The organism is Kushneria indalinina DSM 14324, assembly GCF_003385845.1.
Taxonomy (GTDB): Bacteria; Pseudomonadota; Gammaproteobacteria; order Pseudomonadales; family Halomonadaceae; genus Kushneria; species Kushneria indalinina.
The window spans coordinates 182,331-198,587 of sequence record NZ_QRDJ01000008.1; the positions used below are offsets into that span (position 1 = coordinate 182,331).

Sequence of the window (16,257 nt, forward strand, 5' to 3'; positions counted from 1 at the left end):
AGCCGCCGTCGTTCATGCCCACTGACAATATCTGACGTGCCGGAGGTGACAACCCATGACAATTTCTTCGGTGGATACGCTTGAAGGCGCGGATATTGCTGCGCTGATCGAGCAGAAACTGGCCGTTTTCGAGCCTCAGTGGCTCACCATCGAAAACGAAAGCCACAAGCACAATGTGCCCCCCGATTCACAGACGCACTTCAAGGTGACCCTGGTGTCCGAGCAGTTTGAGGGCATGATGCCGGTCAAGCGCCACCAGCAGATCTATGCCGCGCTTTCCGATGAGCTGGCAGGTCCGGTACATGCGCTGGCGCTGCATCTGTATACGCCCGAGCAGTGGGAAGCGCGCGGCAATGCCCGCCCGGATTCCCCGAACTGCCGCGGCGGTGGCGCCTAGTGCTGTTCAGACCGTGAGCCATCGATGCCGGTCTCTGGCCTTCCCTGCGGGAAGGCCTTTTACGCTGTATCCCTTCAATGGACGTAATGCATGGTGACCGAGCGCGCGCGCCGACAATACCTCGAGGCCATGGGGATCAACCTCTGGGTGGCCCGGCACCCGCTGCCCAATGCAATGGCGTCTTCCCTGCCGGCGCTGGAAGAAGCACCGGAAAGTACCGGTCAGTCGCTCGATCATCATCAGCGCCTGCATGCCCTGATCGATGATATCGACGCTCCGGAGATCGCGCCCGAGCCCGAGCCGCCGGCATCAACGCCCCGGGCAACGCCACATGACACCTCCCAGCCGGCACGGTCGATCCGCGCCCTGCTCGGTACCGGCACGGATGAGGCCGAAGACCGCGCCGGCACTGCGCCGGCACCGACAGCCTCTGCGCCCGCCGTCGAGGATAAAACCACCGCGACGGAGCAGAGCGCTGAAGAGAGCGTCACGCGAGCGCCTCATGAGCCGCTGCGCTTCTCGCTGCAGGCCGGCACGCTTGATGGCCGCTGGCTGCTGCTGCTGGCCCGCGATGAGGCGCTGAGCGAGCAGGAAGAGAGGTTGCTTGATGCCATATTGCAGGCCGGTGGGGTTCAGCCTGCCGCGTCGCTGTCCTGTCAGCGCTTTGGCTGGCCCATGATGGAGGGTTTGCCGGTCGATGATGCCCTCGATGAGGCGCGCCAGGGGTTCAAGGCCTTTCTGGCCGGCCGTCGGGCACGAGGCTGGAACCCCGAGCGCATCCTGTTGTTTGGTCGGCTGCCGGTGCTGGAGCAGGTGCTGGATGTGCAGGATGGGCAGAGCCGGGTGCTTGATCTGCCGCTCTGGCAGGGGCCGGCGCTCGAGTCACTGAATGAGGCGACATCACGGCGAGAACTCTGGGCCGCCATGAGTGAGTGGCGCACGTGGTGGCAGGCGCAGGCCGAGGCGCAGGATAACGATGATCATTGAACGTGTCCGTGACGCCGAGGCTCTGGCAGCGCTGGACGCTCGCGTCAGAGGGGCGCAGGCCTGGTCGGTGTCACGCTTTGAAACACTGGCCAATGACGAGGGCTATCGCCTGACGGGGATCGCAGACACCGCCACGAGGGCGCTGCTGGCCTTTGCCGTGGTCTCGCTCGGCCCCTTTGATCTTGAGCTTGAAATGATCGCGGTGGACCCGGGACATCGACGTCAGGGGCTGGCCGGTCATTTGATCGAGGCCATGATCGATGACGGAAAGACGTCGGGGCTGGAGCGGGTGCTGCTGGAGGTGCGCGCCGGCAACGAGGCGGCACAGTCACTCTACAGGCACTACGGCTTTGAGATGGACGGGCGCCGGGCGGGGTATTACCCGCTGGCGCCGGGCAGGCGCGAGGACGCGATACTGATGTCGCGTCCTCTCACGCGCTGAGTCAGGGCGCCGAAACCCCGCTTACCAGGAGGGGCTGGCCGTCGGTGCTTCGGGCGCCGAGGTTGCGCCGGTGTCAGGGGCAGAGGCCGTGCTGGCGTCGAGCTCACGAAAGCGCTCCAGCAGGCTACCCAGACGGCTTTCCCACTGCTGGCGTTCATTTTTCAGACGCTCGTTTTCCTGGCGCAGTTCATCAAGCTCCATGCGCTGCATCTCGATGGTGTCGACGGCGCTGTTGACGCGCTGTTCAAGCTGCTCGAAAAGTTCATTGCTCATGCTGTACTCCTGATACAGATAATAAGGCGAAATGCCGCCCTGCAGGGCCCGGGTCGGGTGCCGGCGCGCGCGCAGGCCAGACTACGCGCGCCGGCGCGTGGCGGCAAGAGGGGTGCCGGGTTATTGCGCGCTTTCACGCCGATAAAGCCGGGCGTGGCTGTCGCCTGCCCGGGTCTCGCGGATCAGACGCCAGCCGGCGGGCAGATGGGGGATCAGTTCGGCCTCGGTTTCGACGTGAATCAGCGCGTCGTCGGCCAGCCATCCCTCCTGGTCAAGCCGCTGACAGCAGTCAGTGATCAGGTCCTGGCGAAAGGGCGGATCAAGAAAGACCAGATGGAACGGCTGCACGGGGCGGGTGTCCAGAAAGGCATGCGCATCCTGCTGGTGGACCGGCATCGTGACCTCAAGCGTTGCCAGGTTCTGTTCGATCTGGCGGGCGACCTGGCGGTCGGCTTCAACAAAATGCACCTCGCCGGCGCCGCGTGAGAGCGCTTCGAGTCCCAGCGCGCCGGTGCCGGCAAAAAGATCGAGCGCGCGGGTGCGGCTGTCGATGTCATTTGCCAGCCAGTTGAACAGCGTCTCGCGCATGCGGTCCGGCGTGGGGCGCAGACCCGGATGATCGGGTACGGGCAGCAGGCGACGACGGAATCGACCGCCAATCAGCCGCAGGCGGCCACCACCCGAGCGGGCCCTGCCCTGTCGGTTGTCATGTCCTTGAGTGCCGTGACGCTGTCGCCTCATGTGCCCTGCAAGCCCCTCTTGGTGAAGATATGCGGTGAAGCTACGCTGCCGGTGCCGGGCAGTACGTTTGCCCGGGAGATCTGCAGCCGCAGCCGGTTGTGCCATCCTTGTCGATGGCTTGCACGGATTGTACCGGCGGGCAGCGCTTGAGTGGTAGGATGCGGTATCAAATGGCGTATCAGCCGCCTTTCCCCGATGGATCAATCGCGACGACATAGCCCATGTTTGGTTTTTTAAAGCGCAAGAAGCATCGCCGCGATCAACAGGATCGCGAAGAACAGCAGCAGTCTGAACAACAGGCGCCGGCGCAGGTACCTGACGAGACCGAAAAGGATACCCCGGAGCAGCCGCCCGAGGCGCGGGAAGACGCGGCCCCACGCCCGTCCGAAACGCCAGAGCCGTCGCCGGCTGCTCCCGAGCGTGAAGAGGAGAGCGAGACCGCCCGTCAGATCGCCGAGCCGGAGCTCGTCGTTGAGCCCGAACCGGAGCCCGTCATCGAGCCCGAGCCGGTGGTGGAACCTGAACCGCCGCTCGAGCCCGAACCGCCGCTCGAGCCCGAACCGCCGCTCGAGCCGGAGCCCGAACCGCCGATCGAGCCGGAACCGGAGCCCGTCATTGAGCCAGAGCCGGTAGTCGACCCGGATCCCGAGCCCGTCGAAGAGCGCCCGATCGAGACGCTGGACGATTCGACAGTGGTCTCCGATGAAACGGCGCTGGAAGAGGCGCCGGTCGAAAAAACACCTGATACGAAAGACGACAAGACAACGCCCGGGGTTGCCTCCGAGGTCACTACGCCGGCGCGCAACCGTGGGCGTGACAAGCCGCGTCGGGCGCGCTACGACACGGCCGTTGAAGTGGGACCGGAAACCGCTGACGAGCAGGGCGAAACGGCCGGTGCCAAAAAGGGCTGGTTTTCGCGCATGCGTCAGGGGCTGGGCAAGACGCGCTCCAACCTGACCGATGGTCTGGCGACGTTGCTGCTGGGTCACAAGGAGATCGACGATGATCTGCTGGAAGAGCTCGAAACGCAGCTCCTGATGGCCGACGTCGGCGTCGCCGCGACCAGCGAGATCATGGAAAATCTGGAAGGGCGCATCTCGAGACGCGAGCTCAAGAACGTCGATGCGCTCTACAAGGCGCTGCAGGAAGAGCTCTCCACGATGCTCGAGCCGGTGGCGAAACCGCTGCGTCTGCCGCCCAAGGGTGAAGGCCCGTTCGTGATTCTGATGGTGGGCGTCAACGGTGTGGGCAAGACCACGACCATCGGCAAGCTGACCCAGCGCTTTCAGCGTCAGGGCCGCAGCGTCATGCTGGCCGCGGGGGATACCTTCCGTGCCGCGGCCGTCGAGCAGCTGCAGGTCTGGGGCGAGCGCAATGACGTACCGGTGATTGCCCAGCACACCGGCGCCGACAGTGCCTCCGTCATCTATGACGCGGTGTCGGCGGCCAAGGCGCGTGGCATCGATGTCCTGATTGCCGACACGGCCGGGCGATTGCACAACAAGGGCCATCTCATGGATGAGCTCAGCAAGGTGCAGCGCGTCATGGCGCGCCTGGACGCTCAGGCGCCACACGAGGTCATGCTGGTACTCGATGCCGGCACCGGTCAGAACGCGATTTCCCAGGCGGAGACCTTCAATCAGGCGGTGCCGGTGACCGGCATCACCCTGACCAAACTGGACGGTACTGCCAAGGGCGGCATCATCTTTGCCATCGCCAAGCAGCTGGGGACACCCATCCGCTATATCGGGGTGGGGGAGACGCTGGACGATTTGCGTCCCTTCGAGGCCGAGGATTTTGTCGGGGCACTCTTTGACCGGGATGGCAGCTGATCTCTCATGGCCATGATCGAGTTTGCGCATGTCGGCAAGCGCTATGGCGGTCGTTTCGAGGCGCTGGCGGATCTCAATTTCAACGTGGAACGCGGTGAGATGGTCTTTCTGACCGGCCACTCCGGTGCCGGGAAGAGCTCGGTGCTGCGCCTTCTCATGGCGCTGGAGCGACCTTCCCGGGGCCGCATTGCTGTGGCCGGTCATGACATCACGAACCTTCATGTGTCACACATTCCCTTTTATCGGCGCCAGATCGGGGTGGTCTATCAAAACCACCAGCTGCTCTTTGATCGCAGCGTGTTCGATAACGTGGCGCTGCCGCTGGTCATCCAGGGGGCGACCCCTCAGGATGCCCGGCGCCGCGTGCATGCCGCCCTCGACAAGATCGGACTGCTGCACCGTGAAAGGGCGCTGCCTATCGAACTTTCCGGCGGTGAGCAGCAGCGGGTGGGAATCGCGCGGGCCGTTGTGACCAAGCCGGCCATGCTGCTGGCAGACGAGCCCACCGGTAACCTGGACCCGCAGCTGTCGGCCGACATCATGCGCCTTTTCGAAGACTTCAATCGCATCGGCACCACGGTGCTGCTGGCCAGTCACGATCTGGCGCTGATCGCCCGCCTCAGACACCGGGTGCTCAAGCTGCGCGATGGTCGTCTGATCGGCGATGAGGAGGCCGCATGAGTCAGAAGCCGCGTCGTAATCCTCAACAAGACACCGAGAAGCCACATCGCCCGTCTCAGGGCACTGAAAAGTCTCGTCGAGGGGCGCGCTCCCACCAGATTACCTTTGAAAGCCGCACCCGCGCCTGGCGGCGCCATCATGGTCAGATGGCCGTGGACAGTCTTTATCGTCTGCGTCGACGACCCCTGTCGACGCTCATGACCATGCTGGCGATTGCGATTGCCATGGTGCTGCCGGCCAGTCTCTGGCTGGCCCTGGGCAGCGCGCAGCTTTTGGACAGCAATCTGGACGACACTGCCCGCATGACGCTGTATCTGGACCCGGCGCTTTCCGAGTCGCAGGCCATGGACATTACCGACCAGGTGCGCGGTGAAAGTGACATTGCCTCCACTGAGCTGATCACGGCCGCGGCCGGTCTGGAAAGCTTCCAGCAGCGTCTGGGCATGAGTGATGCCCTGGCCATGATGGAGGACAATCCGCTGCCGGCGACCATTCTGGTACAGCCGCGCTCGCGTGACCCGGACGCTGCGCAGGCGCTGGCCGAACGACTCGGGCAGATCGAGGGTGTGACCGACGCGCGGCTGGACATGGCCTGGCTGGAGCGACTGCGCCAGCTCAGCGAGCTGGGGCGTCGTGTGGTGCTGGCCTTTGGCGTGCTGTTCGCGCTCGGTGTGCTGCTGGTGGTGGGCAACACCATTCGACTGGCGGTCGAAAGCCGTCGTCAGGAGATCGAGGTCGTGACCCTGATCGGCGCGACCCATGCCTTTGTGCGCCGTCCCTTTCTTTATGTGGGGGTCTGGTACGGACTGGGCGGCGGCATACTGGCGCTGCTGTTGCTGACGCTGGGAAGACGCTGGCTGTCGGCCCCCATCGATATGCTGGCCTCCGGATTTGGCAGCCACTTTTCGCTACCGGGCATCGGTCTGGGTGGATCGGCTTTGCTTTTGATCTGTAGTACCATGCTGGGTCTTGTCGGGGCATGGCTGGCCGTCAGCCGCCATCTGGCAGAAATCAGCCCGCGCTGAAATTGTTTAACGCAGGTGTCCGAGAAAAGTCGTCATACGGGCACCAAAGCACCATTACCATGGTCTATAATGGTTGATAATTACCAATCAGAGGCCAGGGGAGACCGTTTGAACATGAGTACCAGTCTTCAACCTATTGGTCATCTTTCGCCGGGCAATGACCTGAACGGCTATATTCAGGCCGTTAATCGTATTCCCGTACTGACCGTGGACGAGGAGAAGGATCTCGCCACGCGCTTGCATGCTGACAGTGACATTGAAGCCGCCCGTCGCCTTGTCATGTCGCATCTGAGATTCGTGGTCCATATCGCACGCAGCTATTCCGGTTACGGTCTGCCGCAGGCGGATCTGATTCAGGAAGGCAACGTGGGTCTGATGAAGGCCGTCAAGCGCTTCGATCCGGCTCAGGGGGTACGACTGGTATCCTTTGCCGTGCACTGGATCAAGGCCGAGATTCACGAGTTCGTGCTGCGCAACTGGCGCATCGTCAAGGTGGCGACCACCAAGGCGCAGCGCAAGCTGTTCTTTAACCTGCGCAGCGCCAAAAAGCGTCTGTCATGGCTGAACAACGATGAAGTGGATGCCATCGCGCAGGATCTGGACGTCAAGCCGGAAGCGGTACGCGAGATGGAAGGGCGCCTGTCGGCCTTTGATGCCGGCTTTGATCCCGCGCCCGGCAGCGAGGATGACGAGCAGAGCTATCAATCGCCGTCGCAGTATCTGGAAGACGGCCGCTCCGACCCGGCGCTGTCGCTGGAAGAGTCCGACTGGCAGGACCGCTCCTCGCAGCAGCTGCGCGAAGCGCTGGCAAGGCTCGATGATCGCTCACGCGATATTCTGCAGCGCCGCTGGCTGGCCGAGCAGAAATCGACCCTGCATGAGCTTGCCGATACCTATGGGGTGTCTGCCGAACGTATTCGACAGCTTGAAAAGAATGCCATGAAAAAACTCAAACAGGCGATCGGGGAATCCACCGAGGCGGCCTGAGCAATGGCATTGCTGTTCTCATACTAAAGATGGTTTTTGACGCTAAAGATGACCCCGGGCTCCCAAGGCCCGGGGTTTTTGCTATATGGTTGGGCATCATGAAAAAAAATGATGTTGAATGAAATGGATTATTTTAATTCATTTTTATCGATATAATTCTCTGTCGCTGTCATGAGCGCTGATCGATGTTTAGCCCTGCCTTCTTTTGCAAATCACCAGAGACGGTGCCCCATGCGCCACGATCCCTGGTCACCCTGCATCACTGCCTGATAGGCCTTTCCCTGGTCATCACCTGTCTACTGTGGTGGGGAAAGCACATGGATGCCGGCAGGCTGGCCCTGGGACTGCTGTTCTGGCTCTGGAGTCTGCAGCAGGGAATGAAGCTGGTGTTGAATGGGTGTCAGCGCTCCGGACGCCAATGCGTGGCGTCCGTGGATGGCGATCAACTGATCAGTGGATTTTCCGGGGTGGTGTACTGTTATTGCCCGCTACAGCAGCAGTATTGCTATCGAGCGAACGTGTCCGCTTCGGTCAAGGGACTCTCGCACCGGGCCTGCCAGCTGACCATCAGGGCCTTTGACGCCATGGTGCATCCCGAGGATCGGGCCTCCCTGCAGCGTGCTCGACGTCTTGCCCTGCACCGGGGATATTTTGAACATACCTACCGTTTGATTCATGGCACGTCCGTACAGCGGGTGCTGGACCGGGGCATCGTCCTGCGTCGCGGCGGCAAGCCCGAATGCCACGGCCTTTTGATGGACATCAGTCAGCTTGAGGAAGTCGGCGCGGCCCCGGGAGATGTCGAAAAGGAAATGGAGGCGGATGCCACGGTTCCTGTGACGGATAACGAAGACGCCTGCGGCGAGGTGTCCGGTCTCGGAGAGACGCCGTTTGCCGACCCGTTTCCTTTTGCAGAGACGTTGCGTCAGGCGCTGGCCGGCAGGCAGCTACGTCTGGTCTACCAGCCTCAGGTGCATGGTCATGATCAGCGCCTCGCCGGCCTTGAGGCCCTTTTGAGGTGGCATCACCCCACCCGGGGCAATATTCCACCGTCGTGCTTTATTCCCGTGGCCGAATCGATGGGGCTCATGCCGACGCTGGGCAACTGGATCATCGAGGAGGCCTGCCGACAGATCAGCCACTGGCGTAAGCAGGGTTATCGTGTACCGCCCGTGGCGATCAATGTGTCCGTGCTGCAGCTGGATGGAACATTGTTGACCCATGTTACCGGTGTGCTGGACAGATACGGGCTGGAAGGGGCCTGTCTGGAATTCGAGATCACCGAAAGTCGGCTGATGCAGAATTTTGACGAGTGCGTGCATGTCATCTCAAAACTGCGCCGGCAGGGCATTCGAATCTCGCTGGACGATTTTGGCACCGGCTACTCGTCGCTGGACAAGCTGGCGCTGCTGCCGCTGGATCGGCTCAAGCTGGACAGAAGCTTCGTGACGGCACTGACCAGTACCCACCACGGCTATCATGTGATCGAGGCCATCGTGCGACTGGCGCACGCCTTGCGACTCTCGGTCGTGGCAGAAGGGGTAGAGACACGACCACAGCAGCATCTACTCAACGAGCTGGGGTGTGAGATTCTACAGGGCTATCTGTTTGGTGCCGGGATCGAGGCTGATATGGTCATCAGGTATCTGCGCCGTGACGGGGTGTTTGCGAAGATCCAGCCTCTGCCATGAGATGGGCGCTCAAAAGCTGCCATTGATCTTCCCAGTGTTTCTGGGGCGAGTGACGAAACCCGCTTCTGACGTATTGACCGATACGTCCTTCGGCGGTCGCCATGAGCAGATTGGCCAGGGCTGATACGCCGATGGCGGGGCGGTAGTGCTGTTCGATTTCACCGGTGCGAAGCACCTGCTTGAGCTGCGTTTCCAGGCGCTCGAAAAGCTGGCCCATGCGGTTCTGCAGGCGCTCGTGTTCGCCGGTCAGGGCCTCCCCGGTCATAATGCGACACAGCCCGGGGTTCTTGTCGGCAAAGATCAGCAGCAGCGTCAGGATACGCTGACAGCGTTCATCGACATCGCCCGGTTCACTGATAATCAGCGTGACACGCTCGAAAAGCGTCTGCTCGATATATTCGATCAACGCCTCGTACATGCGCGTCTTGCTGGGGAAGTGGCGATAAAGGGCCGCTTCCGAGACCCCTACCTCACGTGCCAGCGCTGCGGTCGTGATGCGCTGACCCCGCCCCTGTTCCAGCATCCGCGCCAGCGCCTGAAGGATCTGGTCGCGTCGCGAGAGTTTTTGTTCCCTGGTCATGGCCATCTTTTTTGATCCGCCTGCCGGGGTGCCAGGGCGGCCTCTGGCACCCATGAATGAATGCTCACCCGTTGCGTGTGGCCTTATTGCGACGGTGTGTTCCCCTGATCGGTAATCAGGGTGCCCACGCCGGAGCGGGTAAAGATCTCCAGCAGGATGGCGTGTTCCACGCGACCGTCCACGATCACCGAGCTGGTGACGCCGTTCTTGACGGCTTCCAGCGCGCAGCGAATCTTGGGCAGCATGCCGCCGTAGATGACGCCGTCCTCGATGAGCTGATCGACCTGCTCGGTGGTCAGGCCCGTCATGACCTCGCCCTGCTGATTCATGAGCCCGGCCACGTTGGTCAGCAGCATGAGCTTCTCGGCACCCAGCGCCTCGGCCACCCGGCCCGCGACCAGATCGGCGTTGATGTTGTAGGAGTGCCCCTGGGCATCCACACCGATGGGCGCGATCACCGGGATATAGTCGGCTTCCGAGAGCATCTCGATCAGATCGGTCGAGATGTGCTCGACTTCCCCGACATGGCCGATATCGATGATCTCGGAGGCGGTCATGTCGGCGCTCTGGCGCTGCACGGAGAGCTTGCGGGCGCGAATCTGGGCGTTGTCCTTGCCGGTCAGGCCGATGGCCTTGCCGCCGGCGCCGTTGATCAGATTGACGATGCTCTTGTTGACGAGTCCACCCAGCACCATCTCGACCACGTCCATGGTTTCGGCGTCGGTGACCCGCATGCCGTCCACAAAGCGGGATTCAATGTTGAGACGCTCCAGCAGCTGACCGATCTGCGGGCCGCCGCCGTGGACCACGATCGGGTTAAGACCCACCTCCTTGAGCAGCACCACATCGCGGGCGAAGGAGTGAATCAGGTTGTCCTCGGTCATGGCGTTGCCGCCGTACTTGATCACCACGGTCTTGCCCGAAAAGCGCTGGATGTAGGGCAGCGCCTCGGACAGGATTTCAACGACCTGACGCGGGTTGTACTCGCTGTCATGCATATTGAAAAACGCTCCTGTAGAAGAGGACGAAAGGCCGGTGAAGGTTCAGGCCTTCCTGTCACGAATGCGATTGTGAGGAGCCCCGGTCCGGCGCAATGCGTATTGGCCCGGGGCGAACCAGCCCCCTGGAAGATCAGAAGGTCAGGGTAATGTCCGGGGCAACGGCCAGCAGCGCCTGACGAAAGCGGTCCTGAATGCGCTCAAGCGCCTCCCGGGATTTGCCTTCAAAGCGAAACACCAGCATGGGCGTGGTGTTGGAGGCGCGGCACAGCCCCCAGCTGTCCGGATAATCCACGCGAATGCCGTCCAGTGTCGTTCGGGTGGCCTGTGCGCCGAAATCGGTCTCGGTAATAAAGCGTTTGACGATATCGAACTTGTTATCATCGGTCACGGGCACGTTGATCTCGGCGGTGCTCGCATCCTGAGGAAACTGGCTGAAGTACTGATCGGCATCGCCTGGCTGGCGCGACAGGATCTCCAGCAGCCGTGCGGCGGCGTAAATACCGTCGTCAAAACCGTACCAGCGCTCCTGAAAGAAGATGTGGCCGCTCATTTCACCGGCCAGCGCCGCGCCGGTTTCCTTCATGCGTGCCTTGATCAGCGAGTGACCGGTGTACCACATCTCGGGGGTGCCGCCGCCATCCTCGATGATCGACACCAGGTTGCCGGTGCTCTTGATGTCGAAAATGATGCGCGCGCCGGGCTGGCGCTCCAGCAGGTCCCGGGCAAAGCCCATCAGCAGACGATCGGGGTAGATGATCTCTCCAGAGGGGGTCACCACACCGACCCGGTCGCCGTCACCGTCAAAGGCCAGCCCGATGTCGGCGCCGGTCTCTTTCACCTTTTCAATCAGGTCCGTCAGGTTTTCAAACTTGCCCGGGTCCGGATGGTGATTCGGAAAGCGCCCGTCGATCTCTTCAAACAGCGGCGTCACCCTGGCCCCCAGGCGGCGGATCAGTTCCGGCCCCAGCTCGCCGGTCACGCCGTTGCCGCAGTCCACCACGGCGTGCAGCGGTCGCTCGAGTACGACATCGTCAAGGATGCGATTCAGGTAGGCGCCACGGATATCGTGTTCGCGGCAGCTGCCTTCCCCGGAGGTCAGATCGCCCTGCTCGATACGCCGATAGAGGCTTGTGATGTCGTCCCGCGACAGGGCGTGGCCGCCCAGCACCACCTTGAAGCCGTTGTAGTTCGACGGGTTGTGGCTGCCGGTGACCGCCACGCCCGAAGTGATGCCGTCCAGCACGTGGGTGGCAAAGTAAAGCACCGGCGTGGGCACCATGCCGATGTCCACCACCTCACAGCCGGCGGCGCAAAGCCCCTCGATCAGGGCCGCCGACAGCGTCGGGCCGGAGAGTCGGCCGTCACGCCCCACGGCGATGCCCTTTTCCCCGCGGGCGAGCGCTTCACTGCCGATGGCCTGGCCAATCAGGCGTACGGTGTCGGGGGTGAGCTGTTCGTCGACCACGCCGCGAATGTCGTAGGCGCGAAAGATGGCGGCACTTACCTGTGTCATGAAAAGATTCCTGTTGTAGGCGCCAGCGTCAGTGTCGCCCCGAATGGCCGAAGCCGCCGGCACCACGACTCTCGGCGTTATCATCGTCATCGGGCGTGAACTCATCCACAACCTCAAGCTCGGCCTGAATCACCGGCACCAGCACGTACTGGGCGATGCGCTCGAACGGCTCAAGGGTGACGCGCTCCTGGCCGCGGTTCCAGACCGAGATCATCAGCTCGCCCTGATAGTCGGCGTCGATCAGACCAACCAGATTGCCCAGCACGATACCGCGCTTGTGACCCAGCCCCGAGCGCGGCAGGATCATGCCGGCCCAGGCTGGATTGGCAATATGGACAGCGAGCCCCGTGCGGACCAGCTCGCAGTCGCCGGGGGCGAGCGTCAGCGGTTCATCCAGCAGGGCGCGCAGGTCCATGCCGGCGCTGCCGCGTGTGGCGTAATGGGGTAGAGGGTATTCGCGTACCCGTTCATCAAGAATTCTGACCTGCAGGCGTGGCCGGTCGGCAAGGGCAGTCATGGGGCAACAGGGCTCCGCGTTGGTTGATGCGCCTGAAAAAGGGGCAGCAGGTACTCAAAAAGGGCGCGCGCCAGATCCTGCTTGGGGCGCGGCGACAGCGTATACGAGGCGACCGGATCTTCCGGCCCGTTGGGCACGAGATGATACAGCACGGCGGCGTTGTCATCGGCGCCAAAGCCCAGGTTGGGCGCGGCCACGTCATTGGCCACGATCAGATCCAGGCGCTTGCGCACGAGCTTGTCGTGGGCGTGGCGGGCAAGCTCCCGGGTTTCGGCGGCAAAGCCCACCGTGAAGGGCGGGTCTTCACGATGCGTAACGGCGGCAATAATGTCCGGGTTCTCGACCAGATTCAGCGTCAGGTCGGGACTGCCGGGCACCTTCTTGAGCTTGTGCTCGGCCACCTCTGCCAGACGATAGTCCGCGACCGCCGCACAGCCGATGAAGATATCGCAGCTTGGCAGCGTGGCGTTCACGGCCTCCAGCATCTCCACGGCGCTGATCACATCGGTGCGCGTGATGCCTTCGGGGGTGGCAAGCGATACCGGCCCGGCAATCAGGGTCACGTGAGCCCCCAGATCACGGGCCGCCTCGGCCAGCGCAAAGCCCATCTTTCCCGAGCTGTGATTGGAGAGATAGCGCACCGGGTCGATCGCCTCGCGGGTGGGACCGGCCGTGATCACGACGTGGCGTCCGGCGAGGGCGCCGGGAGTCGCATCGTTGCTGGCCGCCATGAAGGCATCGGTCGCGGGGGCGTGATCATCATGCTCGGGCGTGGTATCCAGCGGCAGCATGCCGGGAGCGGGCGCCTGCCCCGAAAGAGCCGCTTCAAGTTCGGCGACAATGTCTTCCGGTTCCAGCATGCGCCCGCCGCCGACATCGCCGCAGGCCTGCTCGCCGGCATCCGGGCCCAGCTGTTGCCAGCCCATGTCGACAAGCGTGGCGGCGTTGCGCAGGCTGGCAGGATGCGACCACATGGCCTGGTTCATGGCCGGTGCCAGCAGACAGCGCGCCCGGGTGGCCAGACACAGGGTGGTGAGCAGGTCATCGGCCATGCCGGCGGCCAGACGGGCCATCAGATCGGCGGTGGCCGGGGCAATCAGCACGATATCGGCCCATTTGGCCAGCTCGATGTGGCCCATGCCGGCCTCGGCCTGCGGGTCCAGCAGCGAGGTGCGCACCTCTTCGCCGGTCAGGGCCTGCAGCGTCAGCGGGGTGATAAAGGCCTGGGCGCCCTCGGTCATGACCACTCGAACCTCGGCACCGGCCTTTTTCAAAAGGCGTGCCAGCACCGCACTCTTGTAGGCCGCGATGCCGGCACTGATGCCTAAAACGATGCGTTGACCAGCCAGTCGTGACATGCAGGGCTCCATTGGCATAACGGAAATCAAGGGGATGCTACCTTACCACTGCGCGCCTGACGTGCGTAGCATCAGGCAAGCCCGTAACAACCACAATGAATGCTTGAAAAGGACACTGCCATGCCCTTGAGAAATACTTCCGCACGCGCTTCCCTGTACCGGCGCCGGCTGGCGCCGACGCTCTCGGCGCTGGCCATCGGGGTCGCCCTGAGCGGCTGCGCCAGCCAGGAGCCGTCGACGACCGCGACCTACAGCAATGCCGATCTCAACGAACAGCTCGTCATGGCCACGGCCTGGATGCAGAGCGCGGCCGAATACCGGGCGCTCTCTTACCAGGCCTTCAACGTCGCTCGTCTGCGCCTTGATCAGGCGCTTGAGGCAAGGTCGTCCGGCGATCGTACGCTGGCGGTCATCGTCGACTGCGATGAGGCGGTGATCGACAACACACCCTTTCAGGCCTGGCTGATCGGGCGCGATGAGCAGTACTCCAGTGCCAGCTGGAACGCCTGGGTCGAGGATGCTCAGGCCCGTGCGATGCCCGGTGCGGGCGAGTTTCTCAATTACGCGCATGCCCGCGGGGTGGAGGTCTTCTATGTCACCAACCGCCGGGAGAGCGGCCTTGACGCCACCATGGAGAATCTGAGAGCGCTTGATTTTCCGTGGGTCGATGAGGCGCACATGATGCTGCGCACCGAGTCCAGCGACAAGCAGGCGCGGCGTGATCGCGTCATGGCAGATCATGACGTGGCGCTATTGATCGGCGATCACCTGGCCGATTTTGACAGTCGCTACGATGCCGACGATGTGGCCACGCGCAATGCGCAGGTCATTCAGGATCGCGCGCAGTTCGGGGAGCGCTATATCGTGTTGCCCAACCCGACCTACGGTGGCTGGGAGGCCGCGCTTTACGAGGGCGACTTCTCACTGTCACCACGGCAAAAGGATCAGCGTCGCCGGGCGGCACTGCGGACCTGGTCGGGGCCGGAACACGAAACGCCCTGAGACGAGTTCGAGCGTTTTGAACAAAGCAGGGGCACCCCGGGTGCCCCTGTTGATTGCCGCTGTGATTGACTCTTGTCAGCTCAGGTACTGCGCGCCGCGCACGTTGACGAAAATCGAGTAGATGCCGTGGCTGGCGGCCATGAACAGCCGATTGCCCTGCGGGCCGCCGAAGCAGAGGTTGGCGCAGCGCTCCGGCAGGCTGATATGGCCGATGGCCTTGCCCTCGGGGTCGAACACGCGCACGCCATCCAGCGCTGCCGGGTCTGCATCGGGCGAGCCCGAGCTGCCCCAGCCGCACCATAGATTGCCCAGCTCGTCACACTTGATGCCATCAAGGCCGCCAAAGTCCTTTGCCACGATATGCTGCGCTCGCTCTCCCAGGGTGCCGTCGTCATTGACCTGATAGGCCCATACCAGCCGGTCCGGTCTGGCGCGGCCTTCCACGACGTAGAGGCGCTGCTCATCCGGTGAAAAGCAAAGGCCGTTGGGGCCGGCAATGTCGTCGATGACGCGGGTTACGTTCAGCGTGTCGCCGTCGATGCGATAAACCCCGTGCGGCAGCTCGATCTCGATTTTATGGCCTTCGTAGTAGCCACCGGCCTGAAACGGCGGGTCGGTAAACCAGATCGAGCCATCGCGCTTGACCACGATATCGTTGGGCGAGTTGAAGCGCTTGCCCTCGAAATTATCCGCCAGCACCGTGATCTGTCCGTTGGGTTCGGTGCGGGTAATGCGCCGGCCAAGATCGTGGGTCGTGGAGCCTTCACACACGATCAGGCGACCCTGACGATCGCGGGTCATGCCGTTGGAGAAGTTGGCGTTTTCCCGGTAGACGCCCAGCGACTGGCTGATTTCATCCCAGCGCACGATCCGGTTGTTGGGGATGTCGCTCACCAGCAGGTAGTGGCCGTCGCCGATCCAGACGGGGCCCTCGGCCCAGCGCAGGCCGTCGGCGAGCTTTTCGACGCTGGCATTGAAAAGGCGCAGATCCAGAAAGCGCTCATCCAGAATCTGTACGGCAGGGTCCGGGTAGCGCTGATTGATGGGCTGTGCGCCGGCAGGCCGGGCAAGAGAAACACCGGCGAGCGCCACCGCGCTGCAGGCCAGCGACTGTTTAAGAAACAGACGGCGCAGACCGCTATCGCAATGAGAAGGTGTGTTCATCGGCGTCCCCTTTATGGTTGTTAGCGCTAACATCGCGTGTTCTACGCTAGGCGATGTCAGCGCGTT

General features: G+C 62.8%; 17 protein-coding genes. 9 read left to right on the forward strand and 8 right to left on the reverse strand.

All coding sequences use genetic code 11. The features are described from left to right. The first annotated feature begins 55 nt into the window (after positions 1 to 55). The 3 genes from C8D72_RS11870 to C8D72_RS11880 all read left to right on the forward strand — a co-directional run bounded on the left by C8D72_RS11870 (position 56) and on the right by C8D72_RS11880 (position 1,826). Positions 56 to 397: a BolA family protein gene (locus C8D72_RS11870; protein ID WP_115854653.1), complete on the forward strand. Its 342-nt coding sequence runs from the start codon at positions 56 to 58 to the stop codon at positions 395 to 397. A 90-nt stretch (positions 398 to 487) separates the two neighbouring features. After that, positions 488 to 1,384: a hypothetical protein gene (locus C8D72_RS17545; RefSeq protein ID WP_170140587.1), complete on the forward strand. Its 897-nt coding sequence runs from the start codon at positions 488 to 490 to the stop codon at positions 1,382 to 1,384. Further along, positions 1,374 to 1,826 (forward strand): GNAT family N-acetyltransferase, encoded by a 453-nt coding sequence (locus tag C8D72_RS11880; protein WP_115854654.1) that lies wholly within the window; start codon positions 1,374 to 1,376, stop codon positions 1,824 to 1,826. The genes C8D72_RS17545 and C8D72_RS11880 overlap by 11 nt, the downstream gene beginning before the upstream one ends. A gap of 21 nt (positions 1,827 to 1,847) precedes the next feature. Here the strand turns inward: C8D72_RS11880 and C8D72_RS11885 are convergent, their stop codons facing one another. Further along, positions 1,848 to 2,099, reverse strand: coding sequence for a cell division protein ZapB (locus C8D72_RS11885; protein ID WP_115854655.1), 252 nt, complete (start codon positions 2,097 to 2,099; stop codon positions 1,848 to 1,850). Between the two features lie 120 nt (positions 2,100 to 2,219). Continuing rightward, positions 2,220 to 2,840 carry a 16S rRNA (guanine(966)-N(2))-methyltransferase RsmD gene (rsmD, locus tag C8D72_RS11890; RefSeq protein ID WP_115854656.1) on the reverse strand — a complete coding sequence of 207 codons (621 nt, stop codon included), beginning with the start codon at positions 2,838 to 2,840 and terminating at the stop codon, positions 2,220 to 2,222. Positions 2,841 to 3,061: 221 nt separating this feature from the next. Between rsmD and ftsY the strand changes: the two genes are divergently transcribed. The 5 genes from ftsY (at position 3,062) to C8D72_RS11915 (ending at position 9,056) form a co-directional block, all read left to right on the forward strand. Then, positions 3,062 to 4,672: a signal recognition particle-docking protein FtsY gene (ftsY, locus tag C8D72_RS11895; protein ID WP_115854657.1), complete on the forward strand. Its 1,611-nt coding sequence runs from the start codon at positions 3,062 to 3,064 to the stop codon at positions 4,670 to 4,672. A 12-nt stretch (positions 4,673 to 4,684) separates the two neighbouring features. Further along, on the forward strand, positions 4,685 to 5,353 hold the full coding sequence (ftsE, locus tag C8D72_RS11900) for a cell division ATP-binding protein FtsE (RefSeq protein WP_115855106.1): 669 nt from the start codon (positions 4,685 to 4,687) through the stop codon (positions 5,351 to 5,353). Next, positions 5,350 to 6,378 (forward strand): permease-like cell division protein FtsX, encoded by a 1,029-nt coding sequence (ftsX, locus tag C8D72_RS11905; RefSeq protein WP_115854658.1) that lies wholly within the window; start codon positions 5,350 to 5,352, stop codon positions 6,376 to 6,378. Before ftsE ends, ftsX begins: the two co-directional genes overlap by 4 nt. 114 nt (positions 6,379 to 6,492) lie before the next feature. After that, complete coding sequence (gene rpoH, locus C8D72_RS11910; RefSeq protein WP_115855107.1) at positions 6,493 to 7,365, forward strand: RNA polymerase sigma factor RpoH; 873 nt, start codon at positions 6,493 to 6,495, stop codon at positions 7,363 to 7,365. A 317-nt stretch (positions 7,366 to 7,682) separates the two neighbouring features. Then, positions 7,683 to 9,056, forward strand: a complete 1,374-nt coding sequence (locus C8D72_RS11915; protein WP_170140588.1) for a putative bifunctional diguanylate cyclase/phosphodiesterase — start codon at positions 7,683 to 7,685, stop codon at positions 9,054 to 9,056. On the opposite strand, the gene slmA is transcribed toward C8D72_RS11915, so the two are convergent. The 5 genes from slmA to C8D72_RS11940 form a co-directional block, all read right to left on the reverse strand. Continuing rightward, a complete protein-coding gene (gene slmA / locus C8D72_RS11920; RefSeq protein WP_115855108.1) occupies positions 9,004 to 9,636 on the reverse strand; it encodes a nucleoid occlusion factor SlmA in 633 nt (210 codons plus the stop codon). The genes C8D72_RS11915 and slmA overlap by 53 nt on opposite strands. A gap of 83 nt (positions 9,637 to 9,719) precedes the next feature. Further along, positions 9,720 to 10,634 carry an acetylglutamate kinase gene (gene argB, locus C8D72_RS11925; protein ID WP_115854660.1) on the reverse strand — a complete coding sequence of 305 codons (915 nt, stop codon included), beginning with the start codon at positions 10,632 to 10,634 and terminating at the stop codon, positions 9,720 to 9,722. A 133-nt stretch (positions 10,635 to 10,767) separates the two neighbouring features. Next, a complete protein-coding gene (locus C8D72_RS11930) occupies positions 10,768 to 12,150 on the reverse strand; it encodes a phosphomannomutase/phosphoglucomutase (protein WP_115854661.1) in 1,383 nt (460 codons plus the stop codon). A 28-nt stretch (positions 12,151 to 12,178) separates the two neighbouring features. Next, entirely contained in the window at positions 12,179 to 12,667 is a 489-nt protein-coding gene (dut, locus tag C8D72_RS11935) for a dUTP diphosphatase (protein WP_115854662.1), read from the reverse strand. Beyond that, positions 12,664 to 14,025 (reverse strand): bifunctional phosphopantothenoylcysteine decarboxylase/phosphopantothenate synthase, encoded by a 1,362-nt coding sequence (locus C8D72_RS11940; protein ID WP_170140589.1) that lies wholly within the window; start codon positions 14,023 to 14,025, stop codon positions 12,664 to 12,666. Before C8D72_RS11940 ends, dut begins: the two co-directional genes overlap by 4 nt. Before the next feature lie 120 nt (positions 14,026 to 14,145). On the opposite strand from C8D72_RS11940, the gene C8D72_RS11945 reads away from it, so the two are divergent. Next, a complete protein-coding gene (locus C8D72_RS11945) occupies positions 14,146 to 15,027 on the forward strand; it encodes a 5'-nucleotidase, lipoprotein e(P4) family (RefSeq protein ID WP_170140590.1) in 882 nt (293 codons plus the stop codon). A gap of 75 nt (positions 15,028 to 15,102) precedes the next feature. Here C8D72_RS11945 and C8D72_RS11950 read toward each other — a convergent pair whose 3' ends face one another. After that, a complete protein-coding gene (locus tag C8D72_RS11950) occupies positions 15,103 to 16,191 on the reverse strand; it encodes an SMP-30/gluconolactonase/LRE family protein (protein WP_115854665.1) in 1,089 nt (362 codons plus the stop codon). Positions 16,192 to 16,257: the final 66 nt, after the last annotated feature.